This is a genomic window from Cytobacillus sp. SAFR-174, assembly GCF_051964675.1.
In the GTDB taxonomy this organism is placed as follows: domain Bacteria; phylum Bacillota; class Bacilli; order Bacillales; family Cytobacillaceae; genus Cytobacillus.
Window position 1 is genome coordinate 69,272 of the sequence record NZ_JBQCMZ010000013.1, and the last position, 18,498, is coordinate 87,769.

21 protein-coding genes and 2 riboswitches are annotated in these 18,498 nt (G+C 42.2%); of the genes, 4 read left to right on the forward strand and 17 right to left on the reverse strand.

Annotation, left to right across the window (positions count from 1 at the left end; translation table 11 throughout):
* Positions 1 to 11: 11 nt before the first annotated feature.
* Positions 12 to 1,232: an MFS transporter gene (locus ACTHRG_RS14455; RefSeq protein WP_076263525.1), complete on the forward strand. Its 1,221-nt coding sequence runs from the start codon at positions 12 to 14 to the stop codon at positions 1,230 to 1,232.
* Between the two features lie 31 nt (positions 1,233 to 1,263).
* Here ACTHRG_RS14455 and ACTHRG_RS14460 read toward each other — a convergent pair whose 3' ends face one another.
* The 7 genes from ACTHRG_RS14460 to ACTHRG_RS14490 all read right to left on the reverse strand — a co-directional run bounded on the left by ACTHRG_RS14460 (position 1,264) and on the right by ACTHRG_RS14490 (position 5,398).
* The gene (locus tag ACTHRG_RS14460) at positions 1,264 to 1,590 is read right to left on the reverse strand and encodes a YnfA family protein (protein WP_440231428.1); all 327 of its coding nucleotides are present in this window, start codon (positions 1,588 to 1,590) and stop codon (positions 1,264 to 1,266) included.
* A gap of 41 nt (positions 1,591 to 1,631) precedes the next feature.
* Complete coding sequence (locus ACTHRG_RS14465) at positions 1,632 to 2,357, reverse strand: MOSC domain-containing protein (protein ID WP_076263530.1); 726 nt, start codon at positions 2,355 to 2,357, stop codon at positions 1,632 to 1,634.
* Positions 2,358 to 2,670: 313 nt separating this feature from the next.
* Entirely contained in the window at positions 2,671 to 2,880 is a 210-nt protein-coding gene (locus tag ACTHRG_RS14470; protein ID WP_440231429.1) for a DUF2187 family protein, read from the reverse strand.
* Positions 2,881 to 2,958: 78 nt separating this feature from the next.
* Positions 2,959 to 3,234, reverse strand: coding sequence for a YrhK family protein (locus ACTHRG_RS14475; protein ID WP_440231431.1), 276 nt, complete (start codon positions 3,232 to 3,234; stop codon positions 2,959 to 2,961).
* 67 nt (positions 3,235 to 3,301) lie between these two features.
* Positions 3,302 to 4,030 (reverse strand): ZIP family metal transporter, encoded by a 729-nt coding sequence (locus tag ACTHRG_RS14480; protein WP_440231433.1) that lies wholly within the window; start codon positions 4,028 to 4,030, stop codon positions 3,302 to 3,304.
* 115 nt (positions 4,031 to 4,145) lie between these two features.
* Entirely contained in the window at positions 4,146 to 4,994 is an 849-nt protein-coding gene (locus ACTHRG_RS14485; RefSeq protein ID WP_440231435.1) for a VOC family protein, read from the reverse strand.
* Positions 4,991 to 5,398 (reverse strand): DoxX family protein, encoded by a 408-nt coding sequence (locus ACTHRG_RS14490; RefSeq protein ID WP_440231437.1) that lies wholly within the window; start codon positions 5,396 to 5,398, stop codon positions 4,991 to 4,993. Before ACTHRG_RS14490 ends, ACTHRG_RS14485 begins: the two co-directional genes overlap by 4 nt.
* Positions 5,399 to 5,560: 162 nt before the next feature.
* On the opposite strand from ACTHRG_RS14490, the gene ACTHRG_RS14495 reads away from it, so the two are divergent.
* On the forward strand, positions 5,561 to 5,872 hold the full coding sequence (locus ACTHRG_RS14495) for a winged helix-turn-helix transcriptional regulator (protein ID WP_048010760.1): 312 nt from the start codon (positions 5,561 to 5,563) through the stop codon (positions 5,870 to 5,872).
* Positions 5,873 to 6,354: 482 nt separating this feature from the next.
* Here the strand turns inward: ACTHRG_RS14495 and ACTHRG_RS14500 are convergent, their stop codons facing one another.
* On the reverse strand, positions 6,355 to 7,224 hold the full coding sequence (locus tag ACTHRG_RS14500; RefSeq protein ID WP_440231440.1) for a 5'-methylthioadenosine/S-adenosylhomocysteine nucleosidase: 870 nt from the start codon (positions 7,222 to 7,224) through the stop codon (positions 6,355 to 6,357).
* 136 nt (positions 7,225 to 7,360) lie between these two features.
* Positions 7,361 to 7,464: riboswitch (purine riboswitch) on the reverse strand.
* A 133-nt stretch (positions 7,465 to 7,597) separates the two neighbouring features.
* Positions 7,598 to 8,950 (reverse strand): branched-chain amino acid transport system II carrier protein, encoded by a 1,353-nt coding sequence (gene brnQ / locus ACTHRG_RS14505; protein ID WP_197216659.1) that lies wholly within the window; start codon positions 8,948 to 8,950, stop codon positions 7,598 to 7,600.
* 287 nt (positions 8,951 to 9,237) lie between these two features.
* On the opposite strand from brnQ, the gene ACTHRG_RS14510 reads away from it, so the two are divergent.
* Positions 9,238 to 9,897, forward strand: a complete 660-nt coding sequence (locus ACTHRG_RS14510) for a GntR family transcriptional regulator (RefSeq protein WP_440231442.1) — start codon at positions 9,238 to 9,240, stop codon at positions 9,895 to 9,897.
* 44 nt (positions 9,898 to 9,941) lie between these two features.
* Here the strand turns inward: ACTHRG_RS14510 and clpP are convergent, their stop codons facing one another.
* The 3 genes from clpP to ACTHRG_RS14525 all read right to left on the reverse strand — a co-directional run bounded on the left by clpP (position 9,942) and on the right by ACTHRG_RS14525 (position 12,616).
* Positions 9,942 to 10,523 carry an ATP-dependent Clp endopeptidase proteolytic subunit ClpP gene (gene clpP / locus ACTHRG_RS14515; RefSeq protein WP_440231444.1) on the reverse strand — a complete coding sequence of 194 codons (582 nt, stop codon included), beginning with the start codon at positions 10,521 to 10,523 and terminating at the stop codon, positions 9,942 to 9,944.
* Between the two features lie 26 nt (positions 10,524 to 10,549).
* Complete coding sequence (locus ACTHRG_RS14520) at positions 10,550 to 11,224, reverse strand: sigma factor-like helix-turn-helix DNA-binding protein (protein WP_440231446.1); 675 nt, start codon at positions 11,222 to 11,224, stop codon at positions 10,550 to 10,552.
* Positions 11,225 to 11,416: 192 nt separating this feature from the next.
* Positions 11,417 to 12,616, reverse strand: coding sequence for a phosphoglycerate dehydrogenase (locus ACTHRG_RS14525; protein WP_440231448.1), 1,200 nt, complete (start codon positions 12,614 to 12,616; stop codon positions 11,417 to 11,419).
* 67 nt (positions 12,617 to 12,683) lie between these two features.
* A riboswitch (ZMP/ZTP riboswitch) is annotated at positions 12,684 to 12,762 on the reverse strand.
* A 250-nt stretch (positions 12,763 to 13,012) separates the two neighbouring features.
* Between ACTHRG_RS14525 and ACTHRG_RS14530 the strand changes: the two genes are divergently transcribed.
* Entirely contained in the window at positions 13,013 to 13,225 is a 213-nt protein-coding gene (locus tag ACTHRG_RS14530) for a hypothetical protein (RefSeq protein WP_197216669.1), read from the forward strand.
* 8 nt (positions 13,226 to 13,233) lie between these two features.
* Here the strand turns inward: ACTHRG_RS14530 and ACTHRG_RS14535 are convergent, their stop codons facing one another.
* The 5 genes from ACTHRG_RS14535 to ACTHRG_RS14555 form a co-directional block, all read right to left on the reverse strand.
* On the reverse strand, positions 13,234 to 14,337 hold the full coding sequence (locus ACTHRG_RS14535; RefSeq protein ID WP_197216671.1) for a GerAB/ArcD/ProY family transporter: 1,104 nt from the start codon (positions 14,335 to 14,337) through the stop codon (positions 13,234 to 13,236).
* Between the two features lie 17 nt (positions 14,338 to 14,354).
* A complete protein-coding gene (locus ACTHRG_RS14540) occupies positions 14,355 to 15,527 on the reverse strand; it encodes a Ger(x)C family spore germination protein (protein WP_440231450.1) in 1,173 nt (390 codons plus the stop codon).
* Positions 15,528 to 15,570: 43 nt separating this feature from the next.
* Entirely contained in the window at positions 15,571 to 17,004 is a 1,434-nt protein-coding gene (locus tag ACTHRG_RS14545) for a spore germination protein (RefSeq protein WP_440231451.1), read from the reverse strand.
* 110 nt (positions 17,005 to 17,114) lie between these two features.
* Positions 17,115 to 17,828, reverse strand: coding sequence for a polymer-forming cytoskeletal protein (locus tag ACTHRG_RS14550; RefSeq protein WP_394584252.1), 714 nt, complete (start codon positions 17,826 to 17,828; stop codon positions 17,115 to 17,117).
* A 17-nt stretch (positions 17,829 to 17,845) separates the two neighbouring features.
* Positions 17,846 to 18,469, reverse strand: a complete 624-nt coding sequence (locus ACTHRG_RS14555) for a YhbD family protein (RefSeq protein WP_440231452.1) — start codon at positions 18,467 to 18,469, stop codon at positions 17,846 to 17,848.
* Positions 18,470 to 18,498: the final 29 nt, after the last annotated feature.

Here is an 18,498-nt window from a genome sequence, read left to right on the forward strand (position 1 = left end):
GGGAGACACACATGAACCGCAAAATTTTTCTGTATGTAAAAGCCTTTTCTGATCTGGGTACCTTCATGGACTTGATTGCCATTAATGTGCTCATGTATGTTGCCACCGGAAGCTCTGCCTGGCTTGCTGCCACAATGGCCTTCAGGACACTCGGCGGCGTCTTATCCAGCCTTTTCTCAGGGGTTCTCGCCGACCGATATGACAGGCGGAAAATTATGATTTGGACGGATGTTTTCCGGGCCGTTATCATTCTATGCTTAATTCCGTTTCCGAATCCCATCATGATTCTCATTGTCTGCTTCTTTATTGGTTTGACCTCCAGCTTTTTCACGGTAAGCTACAGCGCCGAAATTCCGCAGATTTTTGGGCAGGATAAAGTGCTGGAGACAAATGCATTAATATCAAGACTAACATCTGTCAGCCTGGTGTTTGGCTTTATCGGTGCTGGAGTCATCACTGATTTCCTTGGCTATGAGGCCACTTTAATCCTTGATGCCGCCACCTACGTTATTTCTGCTCTTGTTTTACTAAAAATGAAGTGGCAAACATCTGAACCAGCCTTAAATGAAGGAATCAGCAGCGGCTTAAAAGAAAAGCTGGCCGGCATTGGCCGGGATTTGAAGGAAGTTTATTCCTTTATCTTACTTAAACCAATGCTGCTGCTTGTCAATATTGTCTTCCTTATCGGGGCTTTTGCAGGGGCTTCGCATAATTTAGGGATACCGCTGCTGGCAGAAGAGATCGACAGCAGCAAACAAAGCTTTTATTATGGGCTAATCTGGGGTGTATGGGGAATCGGGTCGGTCCTCGCAACCATCATTCTGCCAAGATTGAAAAGCCTCCAGGGGAACCGCCTTTATTTTGCCTGCTTTACAGCAGCCATGTTGATGTCCGCAGGATTTATCACCTTTCTGTCCAATACTGGCTTAGCGATCATTCTGCCGTTTGCCTTTTTAACCGGTATTTTTGATGCGTGCTTCACGACTTTGCATGCCACCATCCTGCAAAAGACAGACAACCACGTCAGAGGCAGGATTTTTGGAGTCGGCATGCTTTTAAAATCATTGGGCTTTGCCCTCGGATTTGTTGCCGCGCCGCTTGTACTGGAAGTTTTATCATTGGCTAAAATGGTCTGGGTTTTCCATGGAACCTTAATATCTGCAACCTTTTTCGTCCTCATTTTTGCAGCAGGGATGCAGAAAAAAGGAAAGAGATTGAGTCATAATGCATAAGAAATAGCCCAGTTCATCAACTGGGCCAATCTTATTGCCGTGGTGCAAACAGGATTATAGACGCCCCTATAAGACATATCCCGGCACCAAGCCAATCATAAAAGTCAGGTGCTTTTTTATCGATGCCCCATCCCCATAAAATGGACAGAACGATAAACACACCTCCATATGCAGCATACACTCTTCCAAAAGACGGGAAGGCCTGGAATGCGGCAATAACACCGTATAATGCCAGAATCAGTCCTCCAGCAATTCCCCATGAAAGAGGCTTTCCTTCGCGTATCCATTGCCAGATTAAATACCCTCCGCCAATTTCATCTAATCCGGCCAGTATAAATAAAATAATAGCCTGAAACATCTTTTCACTCCCGGAAACATTTGTTTCTAGTTTACAGGTTCTCACTCAAAAAGGTAAACCTTATCCCCTGCTGCGATCTCACCTGTTTTCAGGACGGCGGCATACACTCCAAAGTGATTATTCCGTTCACTGATTACCTTTTTATGGAGGCTTGGATCCCGTTCACCGCTTTCAGGATCTACTGTAATAATCATGCACCGTTCGCAATGCCGCTTCACTTTTAACTCCACTTTGCCAATCTTCATGGTCTTCCCAAACCACTGATCCTCCAAAAAAGGTTCCTCTTTTACCAGGGAAAGAACTAGATTCGGGCGAAACCGCTGGAAGTCCAGCTTCTCTTTTCCCCATAGCTCTTTCATTTTCTTCAGGGAAGTATCTGTTACCACTAAAATATTTTCTTCTTCAATTGCCCCTTCTGGAACATGTATAGGACTGTATTGCACCAGGGTGATTTTTGAAGAAGAATGTTCTTCTATTTCTTTAATCAATTGGTCATCATCCCAGGTGACCTGTTTTCCGTCCGGGGCTGTAATTTTAACAGGCGGATATTTGTCCTTATTTTCCTCACCCATAAACTCTGCTTTATACCGCACCATTTCCGGACACTGAGTAATCGTCAAGTATTTACCTGGCCTGGACTCATCCAGATAGGCATGGCTGCGGTCCCCATACAGTCCATAATTCATTACATTCGTTTTATTCACGCTTTCCCCATGAAAGCTTTTCACCGGATAGCGGACAATCTCTTTAATATGTCCAATCAGCATTTTCACTCCCCCATTCAAGAACAAAAGCCCAAGCGCCTTGCTCACCCCCGACTACTCGAGGGGGTAGGCGCTGAAGCTAGACGTAGATAATTTCATCCACAAAGTTATAAACCTATCGCGATTTTATAATTCCTAAAAAGCAAAAAAATCCATGACAGCATTTTCGTCTATCATGGAAATCCTATTACTGCGGCCGTTTTGTTTGCCGCTTGGCTTTTTCATCCCTGTCTGACCTAATAATTTTTTCCCGGACATCCGGAGGTATGGAGGCAGAGCTCTGTTTCGACTCAGGTTTCATTCCTGTACCTCCCCCTTATTTAACGATTTTGTAGCGCTTATGGCTGATCACCGTTTTGATGGGCTCATCCTTTTTCGGATTAATTCCAAGCTCTACAATGACTGAGTTATCCCGTACCACAACTACTCTGCCTTTTTTCCCTTTTTCCGAACCGCTAATGATGCTAATCGTATCGCCAACATCTGCTTTCTTTCCACTGCTTACCTTATCTGTTTCTTCAGCCATCTCGATTCTCCTTTAAAAATCAATATATTTTTAACTATGTCGCTAGTATTGCCGTTTTGGCGTTCTGCAAAACCCGTTTTATTTTCGTGATATCTTATTAATATGAAGATCCTTCAATAAATTTAAGCCTGCCCGGATGATCATCATGATGCTTCCTGCAAGGAAAAACGAGATGGAAACCGTCTGGCTGACATCTGTCAAAAATAATATACTTCCGATTAAATAAAGAACACCCAGGAGTATGTCATTTACAAATGAAATAGCCTGATATCGCTTTTCGATGACCATTTTGTAGCTGCCGATCTCAATATGCACATCCTCCTGCTGTTCCCTGACAATATTTCTAATTTTCATGAATAACACCCCCTGTTTTGCCTTTTCCACATTAGGTGCCAAACATTCATGATTTTTCGGAAAGATGTTAAGAAAAATAATCCAGGACCAATGAAGCCAGCAAGCCGATCGCTGCAATAAATCCGGTCACCGGACCGCTGTCCTCAAAAGCTTCAGGCATCATGGTGGATGCAACCATCGCAATAATCGCGCCCCCTGCAAATCCCGCAATCCCTGACAGCACCTCCTCTGTTGCTCCATCCAAAAATATGTACCCGGCCATTGAAGCGATTCCCGAAATGAAAAATACCGAACTCCAAAGGAGAATGATTTTCTTTTTGGAATAACCGCTTTTTTTCATACCTGAAGTACTTGAAAGCCCCTCAGGAAAGTTGCTGATAAAAATGGCGGTGACCAAAAGAAAGCTGACCGAATCTGCCTCAAGCAGGCTTGTTCCGACCATGATGGATTCTGGTATGGCATCCATAATGGTTCCCGCGAAAAGAACAATGCCGCTGGTGGCTGCTGCTTTGTGGCCGGACCTTTTCCTGTGCTGCGCCCCTTTTTTGGAAATCATTATATCAAAGAGGGTAAAGGTAACGGCACCGGCCATAAATCCAATGCCGGTTGGCAATAAACCGCCGTTATGGACAGACTCCCCCAGAAGCTCAAATGAGGCTGCACCAATCAGGACACCTGTACCGAATGCCATAATGTAACCGATTAATTTTTTTCTGACAGGTAAAAACATGGCTGCCAATGCGCCCAGCAGGACCGCTGACCCTGAAACTGCGCCCCAAAATGCAGCATTCCACACCAGTACCACCCCCTTCTCTTTGTTATGTTTAATTATTTCCTTTTAGATTAGCAAGAAAACCTTTCTTCCCGACAAAAAAAGAGCAGGACCCTCAAGGTTCTGCTCAAAAATCCTTTTATACTGTTAAAATAATGCGATTTCCAGATGGATCTGCTGTAATCACTTGATTATGTTCAACTGCTGTAGCGGCGCCTATTTTTTTCAAATTTTCGACTGCCTGATCCCGGGCTGCTTCATTTTCCAGAACGAGTGTGAAGGATTGAAGTCCGGCGCTATTTTTTGAAGGCTGTGGAGCTCCCACTCCATTCCATGTATTCAAACCAATATGATGATGGTATTTTCCGCTCGAAATGAATAATGCCTGTGTGCCATATCGGCAGACCGCTTCAAACCCCAGGCCCTCTGTGTAAAATTTTTCAGTATTCGCCAGTTCAGCCACATGTAAATGAATATGCCCCATGACCGTACCGGCGGGCAAGCCCTTCCAGGACTGCTGCTGCCCAATGGAGAGCAGGTCAGGAAAGTCAAGTGGATCGACGGTCATAACAACTTCCCCGTTTTTCCATGTCCAATCGGAAGGACTGCGGTCAATGTAAATTTCTATTCCATTGCCATCCGGATCAGACAAGTAGAGTGCTTCACTGACAAGATGGTCGGATGACCCAAATTGCAGCCCGATCTCGGTGAAATGACGAACAATTTTAGCCAAATCGGAGCGCTTCGGAAGCAGCAGGGCGAAATGATACAAACCAGTTGTTCTTCCCATTTTGGGTTCAGCGTTTTCCGGCTGTTCGATGGTAAGCAATGCTGTTTTGCCATCAGCAGTCAGTTCGGCAGTTCTATCGGTTTTTGATAACACTTTAAATCCGATTACGTCCTTATAGAATGCCAGGGACCGTTCCAGATCCTGAACTTTTATATGGACCTGTGCAACAAAGGTTATTGGTTTTTGATGAAAGTTCATGTTATGTTCCTCCCTTGTGTTAATTTGTTGTCAAGTGAAAGCGGTGTTTCCTTGGCTAAAACAAAATAAATCGATGCTGCAAGCAATATTAAATCTAATTCATAGCCGGCCATTTGGCCATTTCCTAAGAGACCTAGGGGCAGCTTAGCAGTAAAGATAGCTCCGAGCATGATGACAGCAAATAATGAGGAAACAATTTTTGTGCCGATACCCAATATTAGCGCTATGCCTCCTGCCAGCTCGATAACGGCAACGACATAAGCCATAAAGCCTGGAATGCCGATACTATCGAAGAAACCGGCTGTATTGCTGATGCCTCCCTGAAATTTTGATAATCCATGAATCAAGAAAATAAATCCTAAAATAGCACGCAGAATGAAATGGCCTAATTCGTTTTTGTTCATGTTTGTTCCTCCTTGGTTAGTTAATTTTACTGTTTTGTTAGTTACTTACTTTATGTAAGTTAGTATATAATTTAAATTAAGTGTCGTCAAGTAACTTTTTTATTAATAGTTATTTAATTATTTTTGGTTTATGATTATAATAATAAACAAGGAGTGATACGGATGGAGAAATCACTAATTTGTCCAAGATTTGAAAAAGCCATTGGCATACTGAGCCAGCGCTGGACCGGATTGATCATCTACCAATTACTTAACGGGCCACAGCGGTTCTGCAGCATCGAATCCTCTATCGGAATAAGCGGCAAAGTTCTTTCAGACCGGCTTAAGGACCTGGAAAATGAGGGAGTCGTAAAACGCAATGTCTTCCCTGAAACTCCTGTAAGAATTGAATATTCCTTAACAGAAAAAGGCCTTGCCATGGAGCCGTTAATGAAAGAAATAGAAAAATGGTCGCAGACCTGGTTAGAAGCATAAAAAAGAGTCTTCCCGTTTGGGGAAGACTCTTTTTTTGCGTTATCATTCTGGTGGCGGGTTTTGATTAGGTCGCTGCCTGGGTTTGGACTCAGAATCCCGGTTTCTCACTTTTTGTGTCCGAAGATGGGCCGGGTTCTGACTCAAAATCTTGGATTATTGCTTTCTGTGTCCGAAGTAGCACCAGGTTCTGACTCTAATCCCTGGATTCTTGCTTTTTGTGTCCGAAGATGGGCCGGGTTCTGACTCAAAATCTTGGATTATTGCTTTTTGTGTCCGAAGTAGCACCAGGTTCTGACTCTAATCCCTGGATTCTTGCTTTTTGTGTCCGAATTAGCACCAGGTTCTGACTCTAATCCTTGGATTCTTGCTTTTTGTGTCCGAAGTAGCACTAGGTTCTGACTCTAATCCCTGGATTCTTGCTTTTTGTGTCCGAAGACGAATCCATGTTCAAATTTTTTATCAAAACAGCCTCACACTTCAAACTATTTTCCTTTTATCTCTCTAATATACTCCTTTACAACTTCATACACATAATCCTGATTTGCTGCCGCGGTGTTGGGATCGTACTTGCCCCCGTTTGTCTTGTTATTGGAAAGGACGCGAATTCCAAGGAATGGAACATCATATGCTCCGGCAATCTGCGCTGCTGCAGCACCTTCCATTTCTTCCACCGATGTTTCGTAGTTTTCGTGGAACCAGTTGATGCGGTCCACTTCATTATTCCATAAGTCTGCTGAACCAATAGTCCCTTCAACTACCTTGCCCTTGGTGTACTTATCTTTTACGGCATTGGCAGCGGCCAGCAGATTTTCATCACCTTCAAAGTAGCGGATCTTTTCTGCATCAGGGTCTTCCCCCGCACTTCCTTCAGAAGCCATGAGGTCCATTGGAATCCAATTGGTTGGTTCGATTCCTTCTCCTTCTTCTAAATGCCCCGTTTTCAGTGATCCAATATTGACTGTTCTTTCGCCTAATACAATATCATACACATTCAAGCTCGGATCATGGCCGCCGGATGTTCCCTGATTGATGATTGCAGCTGGATCATATTTTTCAATGGCAATCGCGGTAGCTGCAGCTGTATTTTCCATGCCCTTTCCTGTCTTGGCAACGATGACTGGATACTTGTCCAATTTTCCTTTATAGAAAACAAAATTCCCTGATTTTTCAACCTTAACCTTGTCTAATCGCTGGGCAAATTTTTCTGCCTCGATCGGCATAGGTCCTTGAATAAGAATTGGCTTTTGTGCCCCTTCTGCTTCTGTTTCAAATTTTGGTGCTGAAGTGCACCCTGCAAGCACGGATACAGACATGACTGCGATGGCAGCGATTGATGCTAATTTCTTATTCATTTTACGTTCTCCCCTTCTCCTGGTGTCTGATGCACCGTAGTGCTGGTAATAGAAAATTAAAAAGGCCTGAAAAAAGCAGAATGGATTCTACCTTCCAGACCATAGAGTTAAAGCAGCTGCCAAAAAAGAATACAGCTTTTTTTATACTTTAACCCGTAGTCCGGTTCTTTCATTGGGAACCAGGTAGAAACGCTCAGACCATATTACCGAGCATATACGAGTGATGTTTTTTATAAGATTACTTTGCCAATATAACAAATAACCCTTATAAATTCAACCTAAAAACGAACATTTAGTTCATAATTACTATTTAATATTCGTAATTACAAAATTCACAAAAAAACCTCCAGCAGAAAACTGGAGGTTTCACACATTATGCCGCTTTCTTCACTTCAGAAGAATTTGACTGGCTGCTGCCCTTTATTACTGCAATTGCAAGACCGATCAGACCGCCTGCCAAGGACGGGACAATCCAGCCTAAGCCAACATCATACAAAGGAAGGGTTGCACTAAATAGGTCATTGATTGGCGCGAATGTAATACCTGCTGCATTCAAGCCATCAAACAAAGCTACCACAAATGTGAAAAGCATGCTTCCCTGATAAACTTCTTTCCTGCCTTTAAATATCGGATGAAGGAAAGTAAGAGCCATCAGTGCAATCGCCAATGGATAGATTCCCACCAATACAGGTACAGAAATGGTGATCAGCTGGCTTAAACCAAAGTTGGCAAAAACGGCGCTGAATATGGATAAAACCACTACGAACATTTTGTAAGAAACTTTTGGCATCAGTTTATTGAAGTATGAAGAGCACGCTGTGATCAGACCGATGCTGGTTGTCAGACAAGCGCCAAACACAATTACACTTAGAAGCAGTGCACCAAATGAGCCAAAATAATGCTCAGACGTACCTGATAGAACAGCACCGCCGTTATCCAATGCTCCCAGACCGCTTACACTTGATGCTCCAATAAAGGAAAGCGATGTATAAATGACTGCCAATAAACCTGAAGCAATTACTCCTGCTTTGGCAATAGATACCATGATCTCCTTCTTGGTTTTAGCGCCTTTTTCCTTTACAGCATTTACGACAATAATCCCGAATACAAATGCTGCTAATGCGTCCATCGTAAGATAGCCTTCCTGGAATCCTTTAAAAAATGCACCGTTCACATAGGCTTCTGCCGGAGCCTGGAATGCACCCATTGGATTAAAGAAAGCCGCACCGATCAAAACTGCTATAACAATTAGGAGAATAGGTGTTAAATACTTTCCTACGATATCAACAATTTTTGAAGAATTCAAAGAGAAAAATGCTGTAATCCCAAAGAAAATAATTGAAAAAATAATTAAGCCGACTGAACCGCTTCCTTCTGACAGATAAGGCTTAATGCCGATTTCGTATGAAACGGTAGCTGTTCTCGGAATAGCAAAAAGTGGTCCAATTGATAAGTACAGGGCAACTGTAAAACCCAGCCCGAACAATGGATTGACACGGCTTGCCAGCGATTGCAAATCACTTTTTCCCGAGAATCCCAAAGCCAGGATGCCAAGCAGAGGCAAACCCACACCCGTTATAATGAATCCTGCGTTCGCTGACCATACATTGGTTCCTGCCGATTGGCCCAGCATTGCAGGGAAAATTAAGTTTCCTGCCCCAAAAAATAAGGCAAAGAGCATAAATCCAACTGTCACAGTAAATGAGAATGGTATTTTGTTCGTCATATTTATTTCCTCCTATTGACAAGGCTTTAAACCTAACAATCTATCAAATTTAAATTTTCTGAAATTATAGTGCGGTAATATTATTGTTTTTGCACTCTAGTAATATATTGCATAACTCAAGATAACATATTCAAAATACTTATGCAATATATCGCATAAAACTTTTTGTCGAATCATGCGATATATTGAATTTTTTAAGATACTTCTATATACTAAATTTATATTTTATTTGGAAATAACTATAAATCCGCAGGAAAATTGCTAGAAATGAAAAGGTGGTCACAGCTATGCCAATACCCTCTAATTATTCATCACCTACTCGTGTATCCGCTAAAGATCGCGCCTTCTCACAGATCCAGGAGTGGATTATTGACGGGACACTTCAGCCTAAGGAAAAATTAAACGATGCTGATCTTGCCAAAGCTTTAGGAGTCAGCCGCACCCCTATCAGGGAAGCGCTTCAGCTGCTGAATGTTCAGGGATTTGTCGAAATGTTCCCGGGTGTCGGAACTCAAGTCACTTCAGTTAACCCGGAAGACATCAGCAAGATCCTGCCTCCTTTAGGCGTCCTTCAGGCGCTTGCTGCTGAACTGGCCGCTCCTGTTATCAGCCAGGAGACAGTCAATATTCTCAGGGACATCAATCATAAATTCGCCAAAGCTCTAAAGGCGGGAGATACCTTCTCAGCTTTGAAGCAGGATGAGAAGTTTCATAATATCATAATCGAACTTGCCCAGAATCCTTATATTTCGAATACAGCTTCCATGCTGCAGGCTCATGTCATGCGGTTATACTATAATAAAACCATTATTTTAAAAGAACGTTCTATTGAAGAACATGAAGATATATTAAAAGCTTTTGAACAAAAAGACAGAGAAAAGGCCGGACATATCGCACGTGTTAATTGGCTTCGGGCAATTGACGAGTACTACTCCGGGGAAAAATGATCAAACGGAAAAAGCAGCCTTCATTGGCTGCTTTTTCTTTTCACCTAGCTTTTATAGATTATTTCATCTATAATCCCGTATTCCTTTGCTTCTTCGGCATTCATGAAATAATCCCTGTCCGTATCCCGAGCCACTTTTTCTGCAGGCTGGCCTGTTCTTTCTGCGATAATTCCATTGATGTGCTCCCTCAGTTTTAAAATCCGCTTTGCCGAAATTTCGATTTCGGTCGCCTGCCCCCTCGCTCCGCCAAGCGGCTGATGAATCATGATTTCACTATTCGGCAAACTGTAGCGTTTTCCTTTTTTTCCTGCCAGCAGAAGCATCGCCCCAAATGACGCGGCCATTCCAGTGCAAATCGTTCTCACATCAGGCTTTATATATTGAATCGTGTCAAAGATGGCAAACCCTGCGGTTGTCGAACCACCCGGACTATTAATATAAAGAGAGATATCCTTTTCAGGAGATTCCGCTGCAAGGAATAACAGCTGGGCAATCACACTATTGGCAACCACATCATTAATTTCTTCACCAATCATGATAATCCTGTCTTTTAAAAGCCGTGAGTAAATATCGTAGGAACGTTCTCCCTTGCCGGACTGCTCAATGACATATGGTATGGCTGTCATCTTTATCCCTCCTGTTCTTTGCGGATCTATGCCGCCATACAGAGAGTATTAGAAGGAGATGAAACGGGCAGAACAGGCTTCTTCGAATAGCTTTCCAGGGATTGCAGGAAAGGGATGGACTTTATTAGGATGGACGGGTCTTCAGCCGCCACTGATTGCTGCATCAGATGAAAAAGCTTTTCTTCTTCCTCATTTGCAAAAATATCCTGAGTCTTATCCTCAACTGCGTGTTGAAGCTGCTTCCGTGCACGGGTCAGCGCGGACTTCACTGCAAATTCAGTAGTCTGCATGATATCAGCAATTTCTTTAGTTTTGTATCGAAACCCTTCCTTCAGCGTAAAAATAACTGCCTGTTTTAATGTTAGACGATTAATGAGATGGCTGATTGCTTCTCCTCCACTGGAGATGGAATTCTTCTTTTCACCTTCAGGCAACTCTGCCAGCTGCTCCCGCTTTCTGTTTCGAAGAGTGTCAATCCAGCAATTATAGACAATCTTCTTTAAAAGAGCCTGATTAATTTTCTCAGGCAAATAGTTTTTATAAGCGCGGACGATTGCTTCATGAGATAGATCGTCCCCATCCCAGCGGTTCTGTGCAAGAAACCGGCTATATCTCTGCAGTGAAGGATAGATATCTGCAATACAGCTTTCCTTCTGTTTTAAGGAACTCCTTGATTCAGCCTGAACTTTCCCATGCTTCATAAACCTGTTCACTCCTTTAATACATCTCTGCTTCTATAACGCAATAAGAGAACAAAAAGATACGGGGTATTAAAATTTTTATCAGTTTATTCTAAGGATAGCTGATTTTATACTGCACCTATACTATTTTTAAGATTAGTTCTGTGTGCTTTCAAAAAAAGCCCCAATCCCATCGGAATTGAGGCTGCATTTTTATATAATCCGTGACGTAACAATGCCTTCTATTTGATTAATCTGTTCAAGCAGTCCAGGGATCACATCGCCATTCACCTTATTATCAATGTCGATCATGGTGTACGCATATTCACCGCGGCTGCGGTTCACCATGTCTGCGATATTCAGCTGGTAGCTTGAAATGGCAAGTGTGATTTGGCCGACCATATTGGGAATGTTTTTATGAAAAGCAGTGACACGCCGCTTGCCAGTGTAAGGAAGAGCAGCATTTGGGAAGTTCACTGAGTTTTTGACATTGCCTGTTTCAAGGAAGTGCTTCACTTGTCTTGCTGCCATGACAGCACAGTTTTCCTCAGATTCCTTCGTTGACGCGCCAAGGTGCGGAATGGCCACTGCGTTTTTCATTTTCAGGATATTTTCATTTGGGAAGTCTGTAATATACTTACCCACTTTTCCGTTTTCAAGGGCAGCTGCCATATCTGCTTCATTCACAAGCTCCCCGCGTGAGAAATTCAGGATGTGAATACCCTTTTTCATCATGCCAAACGCATCTTCATTGAACATTTCCCTTGTATCATCGGTTAATGGAACATGTACAGTAATATAGTCAGATTCTGCAAACACCTGCTCGATGCTCATAGCACGCTGTACATTGCGGGACAGGTTCCAGGCCGTGTCAACAGAAATAAATGGATCAAAGCCAACAACATCCATATCAAGTTCAAGTGCATCATTGGCCACAAGTGCTCCAATTGCCCCCAATCCGATGACACCCAGCGTTTTCCCCTTTATTTCTTTTCCGACAAATTGCTTTTTCCCTGCTTCCACAAGCTTTGGAATCTGGTCTCCTTCATCTTTCAGCGTTTTGGTCCAGGCGATGCCTGCAAAAAGATTGCGGGATGAAGCCATCAATGAAGTAAGCACCATTTCTTTTACTGCATTTGCATTGGCACCAGGTGTATTAAAAACGACAATTCCCTGCTCAGTGCATTTATCCACCGGGATATTATTCACGCCTGCACCTGCACGTGCGATTGCTTTTAAACGATCGCCCAATTCCATAGAATGCATATTAAAGCTGCGAAGAACAATCGCATCCGGATTGCCGCTTTCATTATCGATTGTAAAATGATCCTTGTTAAACACTTCAAGACCGCTTGGCGCAATGGCATTCAGTGTTTTAATCGTCTTCACTTTGTCTAAAGTCATGGTACTCACTGGATTCTCCCCTTTTCAACTAACTTTGTCAGATTTTAAAACAGAAAGAGGCAAGGGTAGAATCCCTTACCTCTGCCCAGGCGAACGGCTTCGACACTATGTGCTCCCCCGCGGTGATCCGCGTCTCGCCAGTTACACACAGCCTTTTCGGTTTTTTAAATCTTATCAAAGTCTTCTGAAAACTTCAACCCTTTAAAGCGCTTACAAAAATAAAAATTTATTTATTTTCTGATGAATAGTAAAGTATATTTTTCTAAATTTGTACATTATGCTGCAGAACAGGTTTTTATCCCATATTCATTTCTTGATTTCCTGCCACACTTGGTTCCTTAAAAGTTTATAAAAGAAAAAACATGTTAAACCTAATACATATCCTAATACCTGTGGGTGAATCATTTGCGTGTTTTATTCATTCTCTTATCACTCTTAGCCGGTACAATCGGCCTCATTGTTTCTCTTGATTATATCCAGGGTCATTCATTATTTGAATCCTGGCAAAGCATAAAAAGTGTTCTGTCTTCCGCACAGGGAGAAGATTATTTTCTTATGGTAATTTTTATCCTTGGTTTATTCGTTATGTACTTGTTACAGGAAAAGAAGAAAAAATAACCGCTATTTTACACTTTTCCCAGTTTCCATTTACGCTGCATTGACGCCAATACTAGCAATACAGCAGGAATGGCGAATTGGAAAGCAATATGCAGGAAATAAGGCACTACTTTTAATCCTTCATCCAGATGGCTTTGATAGCTTGGTGCAATCATAATGGAAGAAAGACAAATAATCCCGCCCATAAAATAGGAGGTAAAAACATTTGGCTTCATTTTGAAAAGGTTATTCATTCCGATTACTGCACAATAGAAGAACATGCCCACTTTAATAAACCCCAGAAATACAATCAATAGGATGATAAAAGGATCCAGACGCTGAATAAATCCCCCAATTTCAATATAGCCAACAGCAGCCAATGCCGGGAAGGCCGAACGCTCAAGGAGGTCTGCACCAAGAATACAAATTAAGATTATAGTATTAATAGTTAAATAAATGCCTACATAAGCAATTGCCATACTTCCTGTTTTCAAAATCTTTGTCTTCCGGTTCATTAAAGGAAGGATCATCGTAAATAAAACCAATTCTCCATAGGGGACCGTCATATTAACCGGAAAAATCTCCCCGATGACCGGCTTCCATCCATTAGCCAAAACAGGCCGTAAATTTTCGAGGTGAATCAAGTCACTGATCACATAGAATATCAGGATTAGCAATAAAGTGACTGTCATGACGGCGAAACAGATAATCCCTGCTCTTGCAAATACCTCAAAACCTAAATGAACTGCGTATATCAATGCAAACACCATACAGATACCCAGCGTAATAATGGAGGTTTTGGCATAAGGAGAACTGATCAGCAATTCCTCAACATCACGTAAAACCCTGGACGCGATATAAATGAAATAAATAATGTACATATAGCTTATAAGGCTTCCAAGGTATTTTCCAAGTATTTTTCTCACATATTCTGTCAGCGGCAAATCCGGATGCTGTCTGTAAAGACGATAGTAAACAGCGAAGATTGCCAGCCCGGCAATGGGTGAAAGAATTGTAACGATCCATGCATCCTGGCGTGCTCCGCTTCCAAGATCCAAAAACACAGCTGTCCCAAACATAAAAAGGACCATCAAGCAGAATAATTGTATTCCATCAATCTTATCTTTCGGCATTTACTTCACATCCAGAATTATTGTAGTTTATATGGATCTGTCAGCAACCCTGCGTTCGATATGTTTGCATTCACATTTACTTCAATATCCGCATTTCTAAATAGCGTATTCCATTCTTCCTTATGTTTTTTCCAGTAATTTGGATTATTTATTGATAGTTTTCTGCCGAAACCAAATACATCGGTTTCCATTTCCTGCGCCATTTTTATTGTTTGCCTTATTTGGCTTTCAGCCTCGTCTTCTAATTTTTTCTCAATCTTTCTTATTTCTTCATCACTGTCAATTTTTATATAGCATTCCAGTTCAGCAATATAGCCCTTAATAGCTGCGTCAACTGCCAGGGTCAATTTTGGTTTTAACTCTGTTTTAATGGTTAACTTTATTCCTTTTGTCGTGACGGTCATATTTTTTTTACTGTTACACGGCAGCGGAAAGGATGTATATTCAGCGGCTGAATTGATTAAATGGGCTGTTCTTGCGATTTTACCGTCAAACCAGCCGGCTAATTGATCTTTTTTAAACAGTGCCAATCCAGTTACCTCTACGACCGGAGGCTTGATATCCTGCAGGTTATCCGTCTGATTCTGAGATTTAAGCGGTTTATTCAAATGAATGCCTGACAGCATAAGGTTCTGCCCTTCACCTGATAAAAGGGAGATGGCCCGGTAAATGGGAACGATTTCTGAGATGGCGTACATTTTTTCATTATTCTCGCTGGTGCTAATGATGCTTTTCGTTGGATTGGATTCCAGCGGCTCAATGACCCCCAGAACTTCTTCCGCAGTCGTGTCCCTTGCGATAAAAACAGGAAACGAAGAGCGTGATTCACCTCTTTCAAACACATCAAATATTAGCCCCAGCCCCTCTCTTGCAAGAGCCTCTCCAATCACAATCAAAGAAAGATGAGTAACACTGTTCTCTCTTGGAATGATTAAAGACGCCATCCGGTAGGCTTCAATAAACGTTTCTGCTTCGACTGTGTAATTAATAACTGGAAGGCTGCTTCCAGCCCCATTTTGCGAAAAATAACCCGGATTGATTAGTTGATACGTGACCCGATAGCCTGATTCCCTTTCCTGGGGGAGGTCTATGCCAATGGCGATTATTAAACCGACTTCATTTAAGTCTCTATAATTGGAACAGCCCGTTAGTAAACCCATTATCAACAGGACTGAAATGACTTTTTTCATACGTTCATCCCTGCTCTTTTATTTGACTTCCGATCAAGGAGCCTCACTTGGATGAGGTGCCTATCCGGACTAAACTGTCTTTCAAATCGCTGACTCTGACCGGTGAGAGTGGAGTGAGATATGGGACTCCTACTGATTTAAGGCTGCAAAGGTGCAGAATAATGCATAAGGAAAACAGGATAATTCCATAGAATCCAATAAAAGCAGCGGCAAAAATAAGAATGAAACGCATTCGGCGTGCGGTGTTCACAATATTAGGGTTAGGCAGTGTGAAGCTTGAGATAGCTGTCGTCGCCACGATGATCACAATTGCCGCTGAAACAAAGCCTGCTTCGACTGCAGCCTGCCCGAGAATAAGTGCCCCTACAATGGAAACAGCCGGACCAATGGCCCTTGGCATTCGAATCCCGGCTTCCCGCAGGACTTCGAAGGCTAGCTCCATTACCAGTAATTCCACAATGGCTGGAAAAGGAACCTGTTCTCTTTGTGCCATGAGCGTCACCATTAAAGTAGTAGGGATTAAGCCATGGTGGTGCGTGATCAGGGCCAAATAAATGGCCGATGCATACATGTTAACGTAAAACGAGCCAACCCGAATGAGTCTTAAAAAAGAACTCACCAGGTAATTGGCATAATAGTCTTCAGGAGAGTGAAAAAATTGGATAAAAACAGCCGGCAGAATCAATGCAAATGGTGTCCCCTGTATAATGATCGCAATTTTCCCTTCTAAAAGGTTAGCAGAGACCACGTCTGGCCTCTCTGAATTCTGGAAGAGGGGAAAGATCGTTTTCCTGTTGTCCTTTAAGGCTTCTTCCACATAATTTGTGTCCAATATACTGTCCATATCGATTTTACTGATTCTTTCCTTCACTTCCTTGACGATTTCCTCTTTCGCTATGCCCTCCATATATAAAATGCCTATATCCGTTTTGGTCACTTTCCCTGCTTTTGTCTGTTCAATTCTTAATTGATTATTTTGTATTCTGGAGCGAATCAGCGAAATATTCGTACCTAAATTTTCTGTAAACCCATCCTTTGGCCCCTTCACCACCGTTTGTGTGGTAGGTTCTGAAATTGACCTTGATTGAATCTTTCTTGTTCCGGCAAGGATTGCCTCTGACTGCCCCTCTATCAAAATAACCGTGTCCCCGCTCAGCAGACCGTCTACTAATTCAGGCCATTCATCAATGCTAGTCACCTTAGGAACTGAAATGATCTGAGATATTTCATCGGACCAATTTTGAATAGATTTCTGTTCATGACTAAAGGCAAGAATAGGATGCAGAACATTGTCATGCAGGCTTTGGTCGTCAACAATCCCCTGGATATGTATGAGGGCTGCTTTTCCATGGTTTGAAAGTATTATATTTCGGACTGATAGATCGGAGCTGTTGCCAAACTGCTCTGTTAAGTATTGAATATTAGAGTGAATACTCTTGCTTATCTTTTTATGGTGACTGTAATGTTTCCGGAACACAGTAAATCTCCTTTGGAAAACGAATCTTGTTTGTTAGTGTGCCCGGGTATTATGAATATCTTGCCTTTTTAATAAAAAAACCTAACCAATCAGGTTAGGTTTTCATGATTCTATATTAACCGGGATTCTTTCACCACTGAGTCTGGTGAACATTCGTATTCTCCGGAGTATTCCACTAGTCCAATCTCGCAATTTTTGCCGATTTTGACATTTTTGCCTCTGACGACAAGAGCTGAGGTGCCTTCAAGTTCGATGTCATCACCTTCAATTAATTCTGCCTCAAGCTTGAGGGGGAAGAGCGATTTGATCAATTTAAACAGGCTTTCTCTATGCTGTGCCACTTTAATCTTTCTTCCGCCAATCTCTTTCGCTTTGCTTTCTCCAAATAGTTTAATATCAATCGTTTCTGCGTTTAGTAAACCATCTATCTTAAAAGCCCCTTCCGCGCGGAAAACCTCCGCTTCACAGTCTCCTGCAATCTTTGCTTTTCCATTCACTACCATTTCATCGCTTTTTACAGAACCTCCAATGGAGGAATTCCCGGCAACCTCAAGCTTTTGGCTGTGGACAGCTTCTGAAATGGATGCGGAGCCGTTAATATTTAAAGATTCAGCTTTAACTGCTCCATGGATATTGGCTGCACCGCTGATTTTTCCTTTTTCGGTTTTTACGTTTCCATGGATCGTCCCCGTACCGTTGCAATTGAATCTCTCACATTCTATATCACTATTTACCGTGCCCTTTCCATTGATTTCGACTTTATTAAAAGTTCCTCCATTAACCGATCCAACTCCATTAATGATTAAGTTCCCCAGTGTTTTCATTTCCACAGCATTTCCTCCTATGCCAATTTGGATTTTAATTCCTCAGCACATTGCTCTACCGATATAGCGGCAGCCAATTTTGTCCCTTTTTCGAGAAGGACCTGTTCCCCGTTCATTGAAGCCAGGCAGCTGGACATGCCGAGTTTTCGAATGAAGCAGATCACAGCTTTTGGCTGCTGCAGAATCTCTTGATGATCATTTAATAGCTGAAGGAGCATTTTCCCTTCTTCGATATGGATATCCCCCGATTCCAGCAGGCTGGAAAGTATATAAAGCTTTAAAATCTCATAATAATTGAATTCGTGAATCTCCCCCTGTGTGTCCAGAAAGATATTCATAACCGGATCAGAAGCTATTCCTTTAGCCATCAGACTTTCCTTTGGCAGCTTCAGATTCGTTGCATTCAATGAAAACAAATCAGCCAGCTCATCCAAAGAAAGGCTATCCTTCATCTTCTGTATCTTTTCAACCCGCTCGAGGATTTTCTCTTTTGGAAAAAAAGTCTCCTGCCCTGTAAAAGTTGATTTCCTGACAAACCAGTCCTCAGGTATCAGGTTCTTCCTTTTCCACCGGTAAAGCTGTCCATATGAAATCCCAGTTAAATCCAGAACCTCTTTTTTTGAAATTAATTCATCGCTCAATTCCAGGACTCCTTTCTGATGATACGATT